The organism is Pseudomonas siliginis (genome assembly GCF_019145195.1).
Lineage (GTDB): Bacteria > Pseudomonadota > Gammaproteobacteria > Pseudomonadales > Pseudomonadaceae > Aquipseudomonas > Aquipseudomonas siliginis.
Map to the genome: position 1 here is coordinate 513,205 of NZ_JAHSTW010000001.1, position 17,960 is coordinate 531,164.

The 17,960-nt window shown below is 59.1% G+C and carries 21 protein-coding genes, 1 tRNA gene and 1 pseudogene; 17 read left to right on the top strand and 6 right to left on the bottom strand.

Going from position 1 to position 17,960, the window contains the following annotated elements; translation table 11 throughout:
- Window positions 1–112 precede the first annotated feature (112 nt).
- From KVG87_RS02180 to KVG87_RS02200, 5 genes and pseudogenes are all read left to right on the top strand, one after another.
- Window positions 113–343 (top strand): hypothetical protein, encoded by a 231-nt coding sequence (locus tag KVG87_RS02180; protein ID WP_076562638.1) that lies wholly within the window; start codon window positions 113–115, stop codon window positions 341–343.
- Between the two features lie 309 nt (window positions 344–652).
- Window positions 653–769 (top strand): annotated as a pseudogene (locus KVG87_RS02185) (con-10 family general stress protein); the annotation flags it as partial.
- Between the two features lie 376 nt (window positions 770–1,145).
- Window positions 1,146–1,697, top strand: a complete 552-nt coding sequence (locus tag KVG87_RS02190) for an ATP-dependent Clp protease proteolytic subunit (RefSeq protein WP_217848975.1) — start codon at window positions 1,146–1,148, stop codon at window positions 1,695–1,697.
- A gap of 232 nt (window positions 1,698–1,929) precedes the next feature.
- On the top strand, window positions 1,930–2,187 hold the full coding sequence (locus KVG87_RS02195; protein WP_217848976.1) for a DUF6555 family protein: 258 nt from the start codon (window positions 1,930–1,932) through the stop codon (window positions 2,185–2,187).
- Window positions 2,184–2,435 carry a hypothetical protein gene (locus tag KVG87_RS02200; RefSeq protein WP_076562633.1) on the top strand — a complete coding sequence of 84 codons (252 nt, stop codon included), beginning with the start codon at window positions 2,184–2,186 and terminating at the stop codon, window positions 2,433–2,435. Before KVG87_RS02195 ends, KVG87_RS02200 begins: the two co-directional genes overlap by 4 nt.
- A gap of 12 nt (window positions 2,436–2,447) precedes the next feature.
- Here the strand turns inward: KVG87_RS02200 and KVG87_RS02205 are convergent, their stop codons facing one another.
- Window positions 2,448–2,861, bottom strand: a complete 414-nt coding sequence (locus KVG87_RS02205) for a cupin domain-containing protein (RefSeq protein ID WP_076562631.1) — start codon at window positions 2,859–2,861, stop codon at window positions 2,448–2,450.
- A gap of 215 nt (window positions 2,862–3,076) precedes the next feature.
- Between KVG87_RS02205 and KVG87_RS02210 the strand changes: the two genes are divergently transcribed.
- The gene (locus KVG87_RS02210) at window positions 3,077–3,457 is read left to right on the top strand and encodes a RidA family protein (RefSeq protein ID WP_056789594.1); all 381 of its coding nucleotides are present in this window, start codon (window positions 3,077–3,079) and stop codon (window positions 3,455–3,457) included.
- A 165-nt stretch (window positions 3,458–3,622) separates the two neighbouring features.
- On the opposite strand, the gene KVG87_RS02215 is transcribed toward KVG87_RS02210, so the two are convergent.
- Window positions 3,623–4,099, bottom strand: coding sequence for a hypothetical protein (locus tag KVG87_RS02215; protein WP_076562629.1), 477 nt, complete (start codon window positions 4,097–4,099; stop codon window positions 3,623–3,625).
- A 224-nt stretch (window positions 4,100–4,323) separates the two neighbouring features.
- On the opposite strand from KVG87_RS02215, the gene KVG87_RS02220 reads away from it, so the two are divergent.
- On the top strand, window positions 4,324–6,312 hold the full coding sequence (locus KVG87_RS02220) for a peptidase U32 family protein (protein WP_056789588.1): 1,989 nt from the start codon (window positions 4,324–4,326) through the stop codon (window positions 6,310–6,312).
- Window positions 6,313–6,426: 114 nt separating this feature from the next.
- Here KVG87_RS02220 and KVG87_RS02225 read toward each other — a convergent pair.
- A tRNA-Gln gene (locus tag KVG87_RS02225) sits at window positions 6,427–6,501 on the bottom strand.
- Window positions 6,502–6,808: 307 nt separating this feature from the next.
- Between KVG87_RS02225 and KVG87_RS02230 the strand changes: the two genes are divergently transcribed.
- On the top strand, window positions 6,809–7,843 hold the full coding sequence (locus KVG87_RS02230; RefSeq protein ID WP_217848977.1) for an alpha/beta fold hydrolase: 1,035 nt from the start codon (window positions 6,809–6,811) through the stop codon (window positions 7,841–7,843).
- A gap of 32 nt (window positions 7,844–7,875) precedes the next feature.
- Here the strand turns inward: KVG87_RS02230 and KVG87_RS02235 are convergent, their stop codons facing one another.
- The 3 genes from KVG87_RS02235 to KVG87_RS02245 all read right to left on the bottom strand — a co-directional run bounded on the left by KVG87_RS02235 (window position 7,876) and on the right by KVG87_RS02245 (window position 11,174).
- Window positions 7,876–8,886, bottom strand: a complete 1,011-nt coding sequence (locus KVG87_RS02235) for a GlxA family transcriptional regulator (RefSeq protein ID WP_217848978.1) — start codon at window positions 8,884–8,886, stop codon at window positions 7,876–7,878.
- Between the two features lie 115 nt (window positions 8,887–9,001).
- Window positions 9,002–10,162, bottom strand: coding sequence for a radical SAM protein (locus KVG87_RS02240; protein ID WP_217848979.1), 1,161 nt, complete (start codon window positions 10,160–10,162; stop codon window positions 9,002–9,004).
- Window positions 10,163–10,280: 118 nt separating this feature from the next.
- The gene (locus tag KVG87_RS02245) at window positions 10,281–11,174 is read right to left on the bottom strand and encodes a LysR family transcriptional regulator (protein WP_217848980.1); all 894 of its coding nucleotides are present in this window, start codon (window positions 11,172–11,174) and stop codon (window positions 10,281–10,283) included.
- Window positions 11,175–11,287: 113 nt separating this feature from the next.
- Here KVG87_RS02245 and KVG87_RS02250 point away from each other — a divergent pair, with 113 nt between their 5' ends.
- The 9 genes from KVG87_RS02250 (at window position 11,288) to KVG87_RS02290 (ending at window position 17,955) form a co-directional block, all read left to right on the top strand.
- Window positions 11,288–11,686 (top strand): RidA family protein, encoded by a 399-nt coding sequence (locus KVG87_RS02250; protein ID WP_217848981.1) that lies wholly within the window; start codon window positions 11,288–11,290, stop codon window positions 11,684–11,686.
- Window positions 11,687–11,843: 157 nt separating this feature from the next.
- Window positions 11,844–12,707 (top strand): putative selenate ABC transporter substrate-binding protein, encoded by an 864-nt coding sequence (locus KVG87_RS02255; protein ID WP_217848982.1) that lies wholly within the window; start codon window positions 11,844–11,846, stop codon window positions 12,705–12,707.
- The gene (locus KVG87_RS02260; protein ID WP_110600328.1) at window positions 12,704–13,501 is read left to right on the top strand and encodes a phosphonate ABC transporter ATP-binding protein; all 798 of its coding nucleotides are present in this window, start codon (window positions 12,704–12,706) and stop codon (window positions 13,499–13,501) included. Before KVG87_RS02255 ends, KVG87_RS02260 begins: the two co-directional genes overlap by 4 nt.
- Window positions 13,495–14,322, top strand: coding sequence for a PhnE/PtxC family ABC transporter permease (locus KVG87_RS02265; protein WP_024013147.1), 828 nt, complete (start codon window positions 13,495–13,497; stop codon window positions 14,320–14,322). The genes KVG87_RS02260 and KVG87_RS02265 overlap by 7 nt, the downstream gene beginning before the upstream one ends.
- Window positions 14,319–15,086 (top strand): phosphonate ABC transporter, permease protein PhnE, encoded by a 768-nt coding sequence (phnE, locus tag KVG87_RS02270; protein ID WP_024013148.1) that lies wholly within the window; start codon window positions 14,319–14,321, stop codon window positions 15,084–15,086. The genes KVG87_RS02265 and phnE overlap by 4 nt, the downstream gene beginning before the upstream one ends.
- A gap of 178 nt (window positions 15,087–15,264) precedes the next feature.
- Window positions 15,265–16,944, top strand: a complete 1,680-nt coding sequence (locus KVG87_RS02275) for an MFS transporter (RefSeq protein WP_076562618.1) — start codon at window positions 15,265–15,267, stop codon at window positions 16,942–16,944.
- 108 nt (window positions 16,945–17,052) lie between these two features.
- Complete coding sequence (locus KVG87_RS02280; protein ID WP_056789562.1) at window positions 17,053–17,271, top strand: hypothetical protein; 219 nt, start codon at window positions 17,053–17,055, stop codon at window positions 17,269–17,271.
- A 230-nt stretch (window positions 17,272–17,501) separates the two neighbouring features.
- Window positions 17,502–17,696 (top strand): type II toxin-antitoxin system RelB family antitoxin, encoded by a 195-nt coding sequence (gene relB / locus KVG87_RS02285; RefSeq protein WP_056789559.1) that lies wholly within the window; start codon window positions 17,502–17,504, stop codon window positions 17,694–17,696.
- A 37-nt stretch (window positions 17,697–17,733) separates the two neighbouring features.
- The gene (locus tag KVG87_RS02290) at window positions 17,734–17,955 is read left to right on the top strand and encodes a type II toxin-antitoxin system RelE/ParE family toxin (protein WP_252878180.1); all 222 of its coding nucleotides are present in this window, start codon (window positions 17,734–17,736) and stop codon (window positions 17,953–17,955) included.
- The last annotated feature ends 5 nt before the right edge of the window (window positions 17,956–17,960 follow it).

The following is a 17,960-nucleotide window of genomic DNA, read 5'->3' on the forward strand; positions in this document are numbered from 1 at the left end:
TGAACTGGGTATTTTTTGCACGATCACACAGGTCTTCTATAGTTGATCTGAAGGTTCGCGCCACGCGGGCTTTTTGTTGCAACTCAGCCGTTTCAGCGAACGGAGGTGTTTCATGTCCGAAAAAGAGTCCATCACCACCCTCCTCACCCTGCTCGACGCCCGCCAGGCGCGCCTGGCAGCCGCCTGCAAAGAGATCGCCGACTGGGTTGATCACCAAGGCGGGCATCCGACAGCACTGCGCATCCGCGATCGACTGCACGACATCGAAAAGGATACGCCGCTGATTCGCGACACGCTTTCGACGCTCAAGCCAATTGATCGGCCGTTGCCACGGTTCAGATAGTCGAGGTTCAATTAACTTCAACAGCCGGCTCGGCATGGGTGTAACTGTTTTTCTTTATTATCCATTGCGATTGAGCGTAGCCCCTTTCGTTATATGTGCACCACTGGCCAATACAAGTAGAAAGTGCAGGCACCGCTCATCGGATCAATTAAAAAAAATCAAAACACCGTGAACCGATATGTAATCGAAGTAGGTGTCCATGACGAAAACGGACATCACTAGCGAAACGTTAATAGATATCGGAGAGCTATCATGACCACCGGAAATAAAAATACAGGTAACGCCGGCAACGATCGTGACAAGATGCAAGAGTCCGGGAAAAAAGGCGGGCAGTCTGGCGGCAACTTCGCCAACGATCGTGAAAAAGCATCCGAGGCTGGTCGCAAAGGCGGACAATCCAGCCACAGTGGAGGTCGCAAGTCGTAAGTGAGCGGTACAAGGGCAGCCTCGCTGCCCTTGTAATATTCGACGGAGCGCAGAGATGAACACCTCCACACATACTCCTCCAAGCCAGTTACACCAACGCGAAGGCGCTGAAGCTGTTCCAGAAGCGACGCGCAGCTCCCCGGAGAAAATGCCGGACAACGCTGGGTCTTCGTGCATTGAAAGAAAACCTGGCCACCCGCAGCACAGCGATCGTGCCCAACATGAATGTTACGAGCGCAGGCAGTTGAACGTTGACTCTGAAAACTCTCGAGAAACGCAAACGACGCCAACGTACGAACGCTGCTCCTGACTGACGGGCACCAGTCCTTGCGCAAAGAGCCCGTTCGCAGAGCCCCGGCCCGTCGAGGAAATTGCCATGCCTGTTCACGTGATTAACTTTACCGGCCCGATCAATGCTTCAACCTGCGGTCAGCTGATTGATAGAGCCTCGCGTGCGGTAAAGGAAGATGCCCCCAGGTTGATTCTGAACATCGCTACCATGGGTGGCGAATGCAGTTACGGTTTCACGATGTACAACTTTCTGATGGCGCTGCCCGTGCCGGTACACACCCATAACCTGGGAACGGTCGAGTCGATGGGCAATATCGTTTTCCTCGCCGGCCAGCGCCGAACCGCGTGCACTCATAGCAAGTTTCTGTTTCACCCTTTTCATTGGCACTTGCAGGGAGCGGTTGATCATTCGCGCATGTCGGAATATGCCATGAGCCTGGATTACGACTTGCATCTGTACGCGCAGATTGTCGCCGAGCGTACCAGTAACGGGAAAAATGCATTGGAGACAGAGAAATACCTGACAGCGGCTCCGCGCATTATCAATCCTGAAGAAGCTTTGCATGCCGGGCTGATCACAGCGGTTGAAGACACCGAGATTCACGCAGACTTTGTCTCCTCATGCATTCACTCCTGAAGCCCCTCCTGAATAACGCGTCGTTTTAGATGCGTTTCATTCTATTCAGCTCCCCACTCTAAGCAGCGACATTACAAGATCATGTAATGCATTGGCGCCTCAACTTGTACACGCCCCAACGGGCGGTATAACGCAAAACAAGCGGCGCATGCCGGTCATCCCAGCCAAAAGAATTTTCTCTGAATTATTCATTTCGCCAGACATCCCTCTTTTTAACAGCCGGAGGAAATGTATGAGCGCAGTGGACTTGTACGTGATCGAGTACCTGTTACATGGAAAGCCCAGGTCATTCGTCATTCGCACAAAAAACCTGAACAACGCCGAAGCGTGGCAGTGGGCAAGTTGCGACGCAGGAATCGCGCCCATCCCGCGCCCCGGTCGGCCTCCATTGAAACGTTTTTCCAAACCGATGGCGGAGCGCTTTGGCGTGACCGGGGTGCAATGGCGAGAATCAGTACCCCTGGTCTGGGAGGAGGATCACGCAAAATGACTGAACACCTCTTGAGGTTCGGTTTCGGCCGATCATGGGATGACGAGATGGCCAATAACGCCGCGATGTTCCGACAGGCCGACTTGATGGAAGAAGCGGCCTATCAACTCATCGGGGACGATACCGACAACCCTGAAGCCTGGGCTCGTTTCACCGAGGCCAAGGCTCTGGCCGACGCCAAACGAACGGCGGCCTATCAGGACTGGATGCGCATCAAGCGCGCGATGAGCAAGCCGCGCTCGAAATAGCGGACTGGCGCCTCATGGCTTGAGGATCAGCAGTGGTTCGCCTTTCGGGACGACGTAAGTGGCCAGTTCGACGCCTTTCTCGTTGCCGACGTTTTTGGCCACATGCGCAACGCCCGCCGGAATGAACAACGAATCACCGGCCTTGAGTATCACCGGCGCCCGCCCTTCGAGCTGATACTCGAACGTGCCGCTGATGACATAGGCCACTTCCACGCCGGGATGCGCATGCCGAGGTGAGGTGACGCCAGCGTCGAAATCGATACGCGCCTGAATAACTTCGCGATTGTCAGCGCCGAGATCCTGGCGAACCAGATCAGTCCGGCTCAGACCTTTCTGCCAGCTCGTCGCCGGCGCATCCGCCGCATGGGCGAAACCGGCAAGGGAGGCGAAGACAACGGCAGAAGCCAGAAACAGTGGACGGTACATGGTGGTGCCCTCTTGAACGTAGTGTTGGTGTGAGGGCTACTTTGGGCTTGGCATGTAAGGCGGATGTGTCTCGAAGGCGCAGTTTGGTGTTGCCGTGTGTATCGGCTAAGCGTTGATACACGCTTATACAAACGTGTCGCGGTCCCCGTCCGGGCCATGGTGGGAAAGAATCTGTAAACTGGCGCGATCTTCATCCACTCAAACAAGAGATGCCCATGGCCAATCAAGACATCATCTTCACGCCTGATCCGGACACCGATTCGATTTCTTCCGACGTCGCCACCTTTGGCGGGATCATGGTCTCGACGCAAATCCCGACCCGCGCCGATGGCAGCCTGGAACTCGGCGGCATCACCGAGCAAAGCGAGTGCACGCTGCAAGCGCTGAAAGTCGCCTTGGAACGTGCTGGCAGTTCGATGGACCGGGTGCTGCACCTGACCATTTACCTCACCGACATGGCTGATCGCGCGGCGTTCAACGAAGTCTACAAACGCTACTTCGCCAAGCCTTGGCCGGTGCGGGCGGCGGTGGGCGTCGCCTCGCTAGCGGTTGAAGGGATGCGTGTGGAAGTGACGGCGATGGCGGCCAAGGGCTGATTTGCGGAAATACTGCGTAGGGTGCCGCCACGATTCCGGGGTGCGACATACGCAGTGAAATACTCAAGGGCGCGCGCCAAACACAGCAGCCACCAGGATGGGGCCGTTTGGCAAGCGCTGGCTCGCCCGTTGAGCGAATTGGCGTCAACGGTCTATCCACAAAACTTAAAGTGGACCGCTAGCTACAACAAACAGTTTACCTTCTGATACCCGGTATGTTTGCCCGCGGTGCTCGATTTCAAAATTGAATGTTGCCGTAATCGAATCGATACCTTCTTCGTGTTTGCGCGCAAACTCTATTGTTCCTGTTTTCGCATATAAGATTTCATGCGACATAGTCATCAATCCCGCGACAGGGCTTCCGAACCCGCCAATTTCATGCGTACCGTCCGTAAGGGAGCGATCTATCACAAATGAAATGATCTCACCCACCTCGTCCGTAAAATATTGACCAATAACGCTAAACGTCTCTTTTGTGCCGAAATAAAGATGCCGAGTAGCGGAGAATATTGGCTTGCCTATGCCCGGATGATCGGGTGAAACGACCGCTTTGTAATACACTTCGGCCGTCTTCCGAGGACGCGATTTAAACGACGCGAAATCCGCAATGCCAAGCGTCGCAAAAGCGTTATTTCCTTTCATGATATTAATCTCCAATGTCTTGCGTGATATAGGCCAGAGCGACTTTCCCGCTCCCACCTGATGTTCACGCTTTGGACGCGGGCGGACAACTGACAGACTTTACAGTTATGCATTGCCTCGTATTGTGCTAGGTCCTTCGTACCTGATATCGGCACGCTGATGCCGCCCAGGTGTTTCACAGGTACAATGCGCCCCTTGCCCGTGACCGCCTGACTAAAAAAACTATGTCCTTGCCCAAGCATCACCTGGAATTGCTCAGCCCTGCCCGCGATGTCGCCATTGCCCGCGAGGCCATCCTGCATGGCGCTGACGCCGTGTACATCGGCGGCCCGAGCTTCGGCGCACGCCACAACGCCTGCAACGAAGTCAGCGAAATCGCCGAACTGGTCGAGTTCGCCCGCCGTTACCACGCGCGTATTTTCACCACCATCAATACCATCCTGCACGACAACGAACTGGAGCCGGCGCGCAAGCTGATCCATCAGTTGTACGACGCCGGCGTCGATGCGCTGATCGTCCAGGACCTGGGCGTAATGGAGCTGGACATTCCGCCGATCGAGCTGCACGCCTCGACCCAGACCGACATCCGCACCCTCGAGCGAGCGAAGTTCCTCGATCAGGCCGGTTTCTCGCAGCTGGTGTTGGCCCGTGAGCTGAACCTGCAAGAAATCCGCGCCATCGCCGATGAAACCGACGCGGCCATCGAGTTCTTCATCCACGGCGCGCTGTGCGTGGCCTTCTCCGGCCAGTGCAATATTTCCCACGCGCAGACCGGCCGCAGCGCCAACCGGGGCGACTGCTCCCAGGCTTGCCGCTTGCCGTACACCTTGAAAGACGAAAAGGGTGGCGTGATCGCTTACGAAAAGCACCTGCTGTCGATGAAAGACAACAACCAGAGCGCCAACATCCGCGCGCTGGTCGAAGCAGGCGTGCGTTCGTTCAAGATCGAAGGTCGCTACAAGGACATGGGCTATGTGAAGAACATCACTGCCTATTACCGCCAGCGTCTGGACGACGTGCTCGAAGACCGCCCTGACCTGGCCCGCGCCTCCAGCGGCCGCACCGTGCATTTCTTCCTGCCCGACCCGGAAAAGACCTTCCACCGTGGCAGCACCGATTACTTCGTTACCGATCGCAAGATCGACATCGGCGCCTTCGATTCGCCCACCTTCACCGGCCTGCCGGTCGGTACGGTGGAAAAAGTCGGCAAGCGTGACATGCAGGTTGTCACCCATGAGCCGCTGTCTAACGGTGACGGTCTGAACGTACTGGTCAAACGCGAAGTGGTCGGTTTCCGCGCCAACATCGCCGAGGCCAAAGGCGAGTTCGAAGAAGACGGCGAGAAGCGCTACCGCTACCGCGTCGAGCCGAACGAAATGCCCGAAGGCCTGTTCAAGCTGCGCCCAAGCCACCCGCTCAATCGCAACCTTGATCACAACTGGCAGCAGGCGTTGCAGAAGACCTCTTCAGAACGTCGCGTGGCCCTGAGCTGGTTCGCCCGTCTGCGCGAAGAACAGCTGGAAGTGACCGCGACCAGCGAAGAAGGCATCAGCGCCAGCGTCACCCTCAACGGGCCGTTCGGCGTCGCCAACAAGCCGGAGCAGGCGCTGGAGCAACTGCGCGACCTGCTCGGCCAGCTCGGCACCACGCAGTATCACGCCACCGACATCAAGCTGGATGCGCCGCAAGCGTTCTTCATTCCCAACTCGCAGCTCAAGTCGCTGCGTCGCGAAGTGATCGAAGCGCTGACTGCGGCACGTGTCGCCGCGCATCCGCGTGGCAGCCGCAAGGCCGAAACCACGCCGCCGCCGGTGTACCCGGATTCGCACCTGACCTTCCTCGCCAACGTCTACAACCAGAAGGCCCGCGACTTCTACCACCGTCACGGCGTCAAGCTGATCGACGCGGCGTACGAAGCTCACGAAGAGCCAGGCGAAGTGCCGGTGATGATCACCAAGCACTGCCTGCGTTTCTCCTTCAACCTGTGCCCGAAACAGGCCAAAGGCGTGACCGGCGTGCGCACCAAGGTCGCGCCGATGCAGTTGATCCACGGCGATGAAGTGCTGACGTTGAAGTTCGATTGCAAGCCGTGCGAGATGCACATCATCGGCAAGATGAAAGGCCACATCCTCAACCTGCCGCAGCCGGGCAGCGTGGTCGGCCACATCAGCCCCGAAGACCTGATGAAAACCATCCCGCGCGCACCGCACTGAGTGACCGGCGTGCGCGGTGCTTCGGCATCGCGCACGCCTGCTTGGCTCCAAACGCGGTAAATCGCAGGCATAAAAAAACGCCAACTTCTTGCGAAGTTGGCGTTTTTTCGTAGATGGCAGGGGCGGCTGGATTCGAACCAACGCATGGCAGGATCAAAACCTGCTGCCTTACCGCTTGGCGACGCCCCTGTAGCTCTGGTCAGCGGCTCCGTTAGGATCGCTGTGAGAACGGGGCGCAATTTAACAACATTCATATCGTTTGGGAAGCCCGAGATGAAATATTTTTTGTTTTAAAACAGCGACTTATTATTTTCGCGCGAAAACTCACCGTTTCATCGCCATGTATCACACTGTGTACGCGCCCCGCTGCTACACAACCCAATGCAAATACGCTCTCTGGGGACACAGAGCAGATACCTCGCCACGCTTCAATGCACCCAAGGTTTCAAGGGTTCATCCAGCCCCTTGGCCACAGGCTCGCAAAGGAGACGTCAGCATGACACAGGCTCTGCACACCTCTAAAATCACCGCCGCGCTCGGCTTGTCAGTCCTGGCGCTGTCACTGTTCGGCGCCGTCGGCAGCGCTCAGGCGCAAACCACAGAACCCGCCGCCGTGAGCTATTCCGCGCCCTCGCCTTTCGGCCCGCTGAAGCACATCAAGGCTGGCTTGCTCGACGTGGCCTACGCCGAAACCGGCCCCGCTGATGGCCCAGTGGTGATTCTGCTGCACGGCTGGCCCTACGACATTCACAGCTACGACGATGTCGCACCACTGCTCGCGGCCAAGGGTTACCGCGTGCTGATGCCGTATGCACGCGGTTATGGCGACACGCAGTTCCTGTCCAAAAACACCCTGCGCAACGGCCAACCGGCGGCGCTGGCCAGCGACGTGATCGACTTCATGGACGCACTGAAGATCAAGCAAGCAGTGCTGGGCGGCTACGACTGGGGCGCGCGTTCGGCGGACATCGTCGCGGCCTTGTGGCCAGAGCGCGTGAAAGCGCTGGTGGCGGTCAGCGGCTACCTGATAGGCAACCAGGCCGCCGGGCAAAACCCGCTGCCGCCGAAAGCCGAATTGCAGTGGTGGTACCAGTTCTACTTCGCCACCGAACGCGGCCGTGCCGGCTATGAAAAGAACACCCACGACTTCGCCAAACTGATCTGGCAACTGGCGTCGCCGCAGTGGAAGTTCGACGACGCTACCTTCGACCGCAGCGCCAAGGCATTGCAGAACCCCGATCACGTCGAGATCACCGTGTTCAACTACCGCTGGCGTCTGGGCCTGGTGCAGGGTGAAGCGAAATATGCCGCGCTGGAAGAGAAGCTTGCGACTGCACCGTCGATCAGCGTTCCGACGATTACCCTGGAAGGCGATGCCAATGGTGCGCCACATCCCAAGCCTGAGGACTATGCCAAGCGCTTTACCGGCAAATATCAGTTCCGGTTGATTGAGGGTGGGGTCGGACATAATTTGCCTCAAGAGGCTCCGAAGGCATTCGCCCAGGCAGTGGTGGATGCCGACCATCTCTGAAGAAATCCCTCAGGGTATTAAAACGGCTGGATCTATTTGACCAGCCGTTTTTCCTTCGAAGGCCGATAACCGAAGTACGAGCTGTAGCACTTGCTGAAATGGCTCGGTGAGACAAAACCGCAAGCCACCAATACTTCCACCTGCGACAGCTCGGTATGTTGCAGCAGGCGGCGGGCTTCGGTGATGCGCAGCTCCAGATAATAGCGCTGCGGCGTGGTGCCCAGTTGTTCCTTGAACAAGCGCTCGAGCTGGCGCCGTGAGCGGCCGGCGTAGACCGCCAGTTGTTCCAGCTCAAGCGGCTCTTCGAGGTTGGCATCCATCAGCTTGATCACTTCCCGCAACGGCGCGCTGACGCAGATGTTTTCGTCCGGTTTGATCCGCCTGTAGCGCGATTCCTCAAACGCCAGAATGTCCTCGACGCCCTCGACCAGCGCTTTGCCGTGCAAACTTTTGATCCAGTCCAGCGCCATGTGGAAAGCCCCCGACGGGCTCGACGCGGTGAGACGGTCGCGGTCGATCACATAAGGCTCGCTGCTGACGTGCGTAGCCTTGGCAATTTCCGTCAACGCGGGGCGATGTTCCGGGTGAATCGCGCAACGGTAGCCGTCGAGCAAACCGGCGCGGCCGAGAAACCACGAACCGTTCCACAACCCGGCCAGACTGACGCCCCGTTCCGCCGCCAGTTTGAGCAAGTGCACAAACCCATCGCTCGCTCGCAGTTCAGTGCGATAACCACCGCAGACCACCAACAGATCCAATTCCTCGAGCGCTGCTGAGTCCAGACGCGCATCGGGGCGGATCACCAGCCCCAGGTCGCTGATGACCTCGCCCTCACCCAGCCCGAAGGTGCGCGAGGTAAACAGCCCCGGGCGCAACAGATTGGTAGTCACCACGGCGTCCAGCGTCTGCGTAAAGGCCGGTAGCGAAAAGTGTTCGAGCAGCAGAAAACCGGTGCGCGTCAACTGCGCGTCATCGCTTTGCTCATTCAGATAGCGGAGGTTTTTCCCCTTCATGCCTCCGCTGAATTGGCGTCGTTCGGTCAAGTTTCAATCCATCGGTCACATTGTTGTGCGCCGATAGTTGGCCGGAACCGGTAAAGAGTCAATCACGTCATCGGGCCACACATTCAAACAACCCATGGCCGTCGCCCCGGGTATCTCAAACGATCGTATTCAACCCAGCCCCGAGCCGACCTTCGAGGCGCCCGAACAGGACGTAGTGTTGATAGCCACTGGAGAAGGCGCCTGTGGCGATTGCAGTCTTTACGTCGGCGTTGAGTCGCAGATATTGAGCCTCATCGAAATGCTCGGCGCTGACTTCACCTGTACGGCCCAGACGTTCGCTATCGATCGGCTGTTCGAGAATCGTGCGTCGTTGAAAGTCGATGATGCGATTGACCGCATGACTTTCCAGCGGTCCCTTGTTGGGCGATGCGGAGTAGATGTGCAGACCGTTCTTCGCGCAGCGGTTGCACAAGTCCACGCAGTTCTTTTGCGTGGATTTGCGACTCATCAATTCCTGCACCGGCATGTCCAGATACTTGCCGACGCTGTATTCAGACTGATTGAAAATCGTGCAGCACAGCACAGTATTGCCATTGCAATCGAGTACCAGCCAATCATCTTTCAGGGTGCACGCCTGTTTAGGGTATTGCTTGACCAGATTGACCAGGTCTGCATACGGTGGCAACGCCAGGCGCTTGAGGGTTTCCCGGTCCGTGTCGGTGACCGATGCATCTTCTTCGACGATGGCGAAGGTTTTTTCCAGCGGCATCATCACCGAGTAGCCGGTGGAGAAATTGAAACCCAGGCGCTCGCTGAACTCGCGCATCAGCCCCTCTTCTTCGAGGTTATCCAGATAGCGGTGGTAATAGACCTCGATAAGCGTATTCAGGCCGTGACGCTGCTTGAGGTCATGCAGCTTGATCATGTTCTGCTTGACCACTTCGATGTCGCCGCCGACATGCCCTTGGCGGTAGGTATCCTGGTGGAACCCGGACAGGGAGACACGGAAGAACCAGGGATTGGCGAGCATCGCGCTTTCAATGTTCTTGGCCAGGTTCAGGTTGGAGCTGATGCCGCTTTGCAGACCTGCAGCGTTAATGATTTCAACGAACTCACCGATGCGCGGGTGAATCAACGGCTCGGTCCAGTTGTACAAAAAGATCGCCTTGACCCCTTCACGCCGTGCCTTATCGACAATCTGCGTGAACATATCGAGCTGCATAGCTTTCTTGAAATTGGCATTTTCCGAATTACCCATCGGGCATGACGGGCAGCTCAAATTGCAGGCGCCGACGATATCGATGTACATATTCATTACGCGCATAGCTCCTTGGGTCGAACGTGCACCTCTCATCACGAGCACGTTCGGGTCGCCGGGTTGGTTGTTTTTCTGACGACCTGCCTTCACGTAAAGCAATAAGCGCACCAGAGCCCTACGCCATTAACGCCACAATCCAGTCGATAAACACCCGCAACTTCACGCTGACATGCCGGTTCGGCGGATACGCGACGTATAGCGGCATGCTTTCCAGGCGCCAGCCCTCAAACAACGGCACGAGCTCTCCGCGCGCGACATGCGCATCGGCCATATACGTGGGCAACCACAGCACACCCATACCGGCGAGCCCCGCCGCCAGATAGGCATTGCCGTCATCTACCGCAAGCACATGCCGGCCCTTGATCTGCAGGCGCTCGGTGCCATTGTGCAACGTGTACGGAAGAGGTTTACCAGTGCGAGCCCAAAGAAACGCGACCACCCGATGATGGGAGTCTTCCAGCTCGCGTGGATGGTCGGGCGTACCTTCGCGAGCCAGATAAGCCGGCGCGGCAAATACCCCCAAGGGCAGATCGGCTAGCTTGCGCGCCCTCAGCGATTGATCGAGCAGCTCGCCGCCGCGCACCACGCAATCGACGTTCTCATCGATGATGTCGACGATGCGGTCGCTGACGCCCATGTCGATCTGGATGTCCGGGTAGCGCGCGTGAAACTCCGGCAAGGCTGGGACCAGAATGTGCCGCGCGAACGGGCTCGGCACGTCGATGCGCAAGCGCCCGCGTGGCCGTGCGGCGGCACCGGGCAGGCTGGTTTCGGCGTCGTCCATGTCGGCCAGCAACTTGATCACCCGCTCGTAATAAGCCGCACCATCGGCGGTGACGTTGACCTTGCGCGTGGTGCGATTGAGCAGCTTGACCCGCAGCCGCGCCTCCAGTTGCTGCACCAGTTGCGTCACCGTGGTCTTGCTCATGTGCAAGGTTTCGGCAGCTTTGGTGAAACTCCCCGCCTCGACCACCCGGGCAAAGGCCTGCATCGCATCGAACCGGTCCATCCGCGCCTCTCGATTGTTTGGAATTTGCAAACAGTGAACGCCAAGCTTGCGCGTTTATCCGGCAGCTGCAAATACCTAAAGTCACTCCATCAACCACTGATGGAGTCAGCCCCATGTCCAAGCGCGATGTAGTATTCCCACCCGCCCCCCACGCCCTGTATGAGCGTCACCGTTACTCGCCGGCGATTCGCTCCAACGGGTTTCTGTTTGTCTCCGGACAAGTCGGCAGCCGTGAGGATGGCTCGCCCGAGGCCGATCTGCGCGATCAGGTGCGCACCGCCTTCCACAACCTCAACGCGATCCTCGCTGCGGCCGGTTGCAGCTTCGATGATGCGGTGGATGTCACCGTGTTCATGGTCGATCCGCACTCGACGTTCGAAACGATCTGGACTGTGGTGCCGGAGTTCTGGGGCGAAGCGCCGTTTCCGACCATCACCGCTGTCGGCGTGACCTGGCTGGCGGGTTTCGATTTCGAGATCAAGGTGATTGCCAAATTGCCCGAGGCGGCTTGACCGCAACCGTACACAAACAGACACACCGCGCCGGCACGGAGGCTGGCCAATCTCCTCGCGAATGCGTATAACCTCGCCGTTTCGTCTACCCTGACGTGGCGCGCCGCCCGGTAGCGGCTGCCCTTCGAATGTTGACGCTTACGAAACGGAGAATTCTATGTTCAAGCGTACCCTCGCCCTCACCGCCGGTCTGGCGCTGTCTTTTTCTGCCCTGATGACGCAAGCCGCTGATGTGTTGCGCGTCAGCGCGATTCCCGACGAAGCCCCGACCGAGTTGCTGCGCAAGTTCGAACCGTTGGGCGCTTATCTTGAACAGCAGTTGGGCATGAAGGTGCAGTTTGTGCCTGTCGCCGACTACCCGGCGGTGGTTGAAGCGCTGGCCACCGATCGCCTCGACATGGCCTGGCTCGGCGGTTTCACTTTTGTGCAGGCACGCTTGAAGACCGACGCCACCACGCCAGTGATCCCGCTGGTGCAGCGCGAGCAGGACGCGCAGTTCACCAGCAAATTCATCACCGCCGACCCGAACGTGAAAAGCCTCGCCGACCTGAAGGGCAAAACCTTCGCCTTCGGTTCGGTGTCGTCCACCTCGGGCAGCCTGATGCCGCGTTACTTCATGCTGAAAAACGACGGCATCAAGCCTGAGGGCTTCTTCAGCCGCGTCGCCTACTCCGGCGCGCATGACGCCACCGTTGCCTGGGTGCAGGCCGGCAAGGTCGACGCTGGTGTGTTGAACGCCAGCGTCTGGCAGAAACTGGTCGACGCCGGCAAGGTCGACACCAACAAGGTCAAAGTCTTCGCCACCACCCCGACCTACTTCGATTACAACTGGACTGTGCGCGGCACCCTTGATCCGAAGCTGGCCGCGAAGATCAAGCAAGCCTTCCTCAACCTCGACCCGGCCAATCCTGAGCAGAAGAAAATTCTCGATCTGCAGGCCGCCAGTCGTTTCATCGAGACCAAGCCCGAGAACTACAAGGGCATCGAGGAAGCCGCCCGCGCCGCCGAACTGCTGAAATGACCCTACGCCTCACCCAGGGCAGCCTGCGCCATGCCAATGGCGTCGATGCCCTTCGCAACATCGACGTGCAGATTGGTGCCGGCGAACAGGTCGCAATCATCGGCCCGTCCGGCGCGGGCAAGTCGAGCCTGCTCAATCTGCTGGCCACCGCGCTCAAGCCCAGCAGTGGCGACATCGAAGTGCTCGGTGAACGCGCCTGGCACTTATCGGCGCGCCAGCGGCAGCGGCTGCGCGCGCGCATCGGCCTGGTGCATCAAGCGCCGCCGATTCCACCGCGTCAGCGGGTGATTACGGCGGTGCTGGCCGGCAAACTTGGCCAGTGGAGTCTGGGTAAAAGTCTGTTGAATCTGCTGCATCCGCTGGATGTGGCTGGCGCCCGCGCGGCGTTGGCGCGGCTGGACTTGGGCGACAAACTGTTCGCCCATTGCCAGCAATTGTCCGGCGGGCAATTGCAGCGCGTCGGCATTGCGCGAGTGCTGTATCAGGCGCCGGAAATATTGCTTGCCGACGAACCTGTCTCGGCCATGGACCCGGTGCTTGCCGGCCATACGCTGTCGATCCTTTCGCGCCATGCTCGCGAGCACAACGTCACGCTGGTGGCGAGCCTGCACGCGGTGGATCTGGCGCTGGCGCACTTTCCACGGATCATTGGCTTGCGCGACGGGCAGATTCTTTTCGATTGCCCATCCGATCAAGTCAGCCGCGACAAGCTCGATGCGCTGTACGCCAATGAACAACTGCAATCGCCTGCACCAGCGGTCGCGCCTTTGATTGTGCAGATTCCGCGATGCTGAAAGCCGATTCACGGGACCCGGCGGCGTGGCCGCGATTGTTGCTGACGCTGCTGGCGCTGGCCCTGCTGTGGCCGGGCATTCAGCTCAGCGAGCTGGACTTGGGCGTGCTGTTTCAGGCCGATAGCCAGAACGAAATGGGCCGTTTCGTTTCGGCATTCTGGCCACCCGCGCATGATCAAGCGTTCCTGCAACTGCTGCTCAAAGCCACCCTGCAAACCCTGGCGATTGCCACGGCGGGCATGGCCTTGGCGTTGCTGCTGGCGGTGCCGGCAAGTCTGATCGCCAGCCGCGCGTTGTCGCTCTCGGCGGCGTCACGGGGCGGCGTGCCGAGCCTGCCCGGGCGCTTGCTGCGCTGGCCGGTACGCGGATTGCTGATCTTTTTGCGCAGCGTGCCGGAGATCGTCTGGGCGCTGTTGTTCGTGCGCGCGGTCGGCCTCGGGCCGGCGGCGGGCGTGCTGGCCATCGCCATCACCTACAGCGGCATGCTCGGCAAGGTCTACGCAGAAATTTTCGAATCCACCGACCAACGCCCGGCGCATGCGTTGTTGCAGGCCGGCAGCGGTCGACTGGCGGCGTTTGCCTACGGCACGTTGCCGAATGTCGCCGCCGAATTGCTCTCCTACACCGTCTACCGCTGGGAGTGCGCGATCCGTGCCTCGGTGGTGATGGGCTTTGTCGGAGCCGGTGGGCTGGGGCAACAGATCGACCTGTCGATCCGCATGTTTGCCGGCGGTGAAGTCGCCAGCATGTTGCTGACGTTCCTGCTGCTGGTGCTGTGCGCCGATCAACTCAGCCGCTTGCTGCGCTGGAGGCTGACATGAGGCGCCTGATCAACCTGCTGCTGCTCGCCGCCATTGCGGTCGCGGTGGCCGCTTCTTTTGCCTATCTGGAACTGGATCTTGCCGAACTCGGCAGCGCCAACAGCCTCAAGCAGATGGGCAGTTATGTGCAGCGTTTCCTCAGTCCCGACTTGAGCGCCGGCTACCTGAAAGCCATCGCCCACGGTTCGCTGGAAACTCTCGCTATGTCAGCCCTCGGCACCCTGCTTGCGGCGCTGTTCGGCATCGTCCTCGCGCTGCCCGCTGCCGGGCGTTTCGGCTGGCCGCTGCAAAGCGCGGCGCGTCTGCTGCTCAACGGCTTGCGGGCGATTCCGGAGCTGGTCTGGGCGGCGCTGATGGTGCTCGCCGCCGGTCTCGGGCCAAACGCCGGCACCCTCGCCCTCGCTCTGCACACCACCGGCGTACTCGGTCGGCTGTTCGCCGAAGCGCTGGAAAACACCCCGCCGCAACCCGCCGAGGCGATTCGCTTGCAGGGCGGCAATCCGCTTCTCGCGTTCTGCTACGGCACCCTGCCGAACCTCGCCCCGCAACTGCTCGCCTACTGCCTGTATCGCTGGGAAAACAACATCCGCATGGCCAGCGTGCTCGGTTTCGTCGGCGCCGGCGGCCTGGGCCAGATGCTGTATGTCAGCCTCAGCCTGTTCCAGGAAGCCCAGGCCAGTACGGTGATTCTGGCGATGCTGTTGCTGGTGTTTCTGGTCGATTGGTTGAGCGCCTGGAGCCGGCAGCGTTGGGTCAAAGCGTAGGCCGAGTGGATATCTGGCAAAAGCTGATTATGCTTCAGGAAACCTTGCAGCCCTGCGAGGCGGTCAGACTGTGCAAGCTTCACGCTAGAGCAACGGCGGCAGATGCCAACGGGCCAGAGTGCGACAGGCAGTAACGGGGGACTCCGGCCTACAACAATAAGCACGACGGAGAACACCCATGGCCACAATCGACACAGCATCCACCGGCACGCCACCGCGCAGCGGCGGCATCACCAAGGAGGAGCGCAAGGTCATCTTCGCCTCCTCGCTGGGCACGGTTTTCGAGTGGTACGACTTTTACCTCTACGGCTCACTGGCGGCGATCATCGCCAAACACTTCTTCGCCGGCGTCAACGAAACCACCGCGTTCATCTTTGCCCTGCTGGCCTTCGCCGCCGGGTTTGCGGTGCGGCCGTTCGGCGCCATCGTCTTCGGGCGCCTGGGTGACATGATCGGGCGCAAACACACGTTTCTGATCACCATTGTGATCATGGGCGTGTCCACAGCAATCGTCGGTCTCCTGCCCGGCTACGCCACCATCGGCGTCGCCGCCCCGGTGATTCTGATCACCCTGCGTCTGCTGCAAGGCCTGGCACTGGGCGGCGAATACGGCGGCGCGGCGACCTACGTGGCCGAGCACGCGCCACGCAACCGCCGTGGCTTTTTCACTTCGTGGATTCAAACCACCGCCACCCTCGGTCTGTTCATGTCCTTGCTGGTGATTCTCGCCTGTCGCACCGCGCTGGGTAACGAGGCGTTCGAGGATTGGGGCTGGCGGATTCCGTTTCTGCTGTCGATCATTCTGCTGGCCGTGTCGGTGTACATCCGCCTGCAACTGAGCGAGTCGCCGGTATTCCAGAAAATGAAGGACGAAGGCAAGGCCTCGAAAGCGCCGCTGACCGAATCCTTTGCACGCTGGGACAACCTCAAAGTGGTGATCATGTCGCTGCTCGGAGGCACGGCCGGGCAAGCAGTGGTCTGGTACACCGGGCAGTTCTATGCGCTGTTCTTCCTGCTGCAAACATTGAAGATCGACGCGCAGACCGCCAACCTGCTGATCGCCGGATCGCTACTGATCGGCACACCGTTCTTCGTGATTTTCGGCAGCCTGTCTGATCGCATCGGGCGCAAGCCGATCATTATGGCCGGCTGCATCCTGGCGGCGCTGACCTACTTCCCGATCTTTACTGCGCTGACCCAGTACGGCAATCCGGACGTGTTCGTCGCTCAGGAGAAAAACCCGGTCAAGGTCATCGCCAGTCCCGAGCAGTGCTCGTTCCAGTTCGATCCGGTGGGCAAGGCCAGATTCACCAGCTCCTGTGACCTGGCGAAAACCTTGCTGGCGAAACGCGCGATTCCGTACGAGAACGTCGCCGCCGAACCGAACACGGTGGCGCAGGTGCGCATCGGTGATCGCGTCATCGAGAGTTTCGAAGGCAGCGCCCTCGCAGCCGCCGACTTCAAGGCCCGCAACGACGCCTTCACCGCCAACCTCGGCGCAGCGTTGAAAGAGGCCGGTTACCCGGAAAAAGCCGATCCGGCAAAAATCAATTACCCAATGATGCTGCTTCTGCTGACCGTGCTGGTGATCTACGTGACCATGGTCTACGGCCCGATCGCCGCGTGGCTGGTCGAACTGTTCCCGACGCGCATCCGCTACACCTCGATGTCGCTGCCCTACCACATCGGTAACGGTTGGTTCGGCGGCTTCCTGCCGACCGTGGCCTTCGCCATGGTCGCCGCCACCGGCGATATCTACTACGGGCTGTGGTACCCGATCGTGATTGCAGTGGCGACGGCAATACTCGGCACCTTCTTCCTCCCGGAAACCAAGGATCGCGACATTCTCAAGGACTGAAAAAAGCCGCAGCGCCCTCTCCTGCGGGAGAGGGCACTGGCGCTGAAAAATTTCGAACGTCTGCCGCCGCGCTGTCTCCAATATGTACACCCACAGGAGGCCAGCGCCATGAACCCCAACGACGACAAAACTCCCAACGCCCCACCCACCGATGCCAGCGGCAAACCGGTGAATGTGGTCGAGCGCGATCTGCAGGACCGCGACGGCAAAACCGAAGGCGTGGACAAAATCATCACGCCGTCTTCCACTCGAGTTAAAGAGCAGGAAGCTGAAGAGCTGCAGCGCAAAGTCGATGAGATCGAGCGTAAAGTTGCAGACGGTAACTGAGTGCAGCGTGGCTGTGGCCGCGGCTTTGAGCGGCGGCTGTCAGCCCGATGACCAAAAGCTGATTTCCTACAGAATTGAACTACACAGCTGATCGACTTCACGTGCATCACAAGCGAAGCGTCTGACAGATTTGCATAGTCTGTTTGCGGATGATGTCTCCCTCGTCCCGCCAGTGACGACAACGAGCCCACATCCCCTTAGACTGCTTCACATTGATCATGGAGGTCATGATGAGCGCTGAACTTTCACTTATCGTTTCAGACTTCGAAACCGAAGAAGAGGCTGCGGATTACGATCTTTGGTATCGCGCCAAGGTACAAGCCGCACTTGATGATCCACGTCCGCCTATCCCCCACGATGAGGCAATGGTGCTGCTAGGTCAGATGCTGGAAGAGAGACGCAAGAATCGACGCGCTGCCGGTTAGCTGGAGTAAACCGGCTCTTGGAGACCTGGCTGACATCATCGAATACGTAGAACAACGCAACACTGTCGCTTCAGTTGCACTGCACCAAAGGCTCAGCGCCGCAGCGCGAAGGCTTTCCTGGATACCGCATGGTTTCCGCTCCGGCCGAATACCGGGCACTCGCGAAATGGTCATCAACTCGAATTATTTACTGGTCTATCAGGTGACAGACCACATCAAAATTCTGACCGTGTTGCACGCCCGTAAAAAATATCCATAACCATT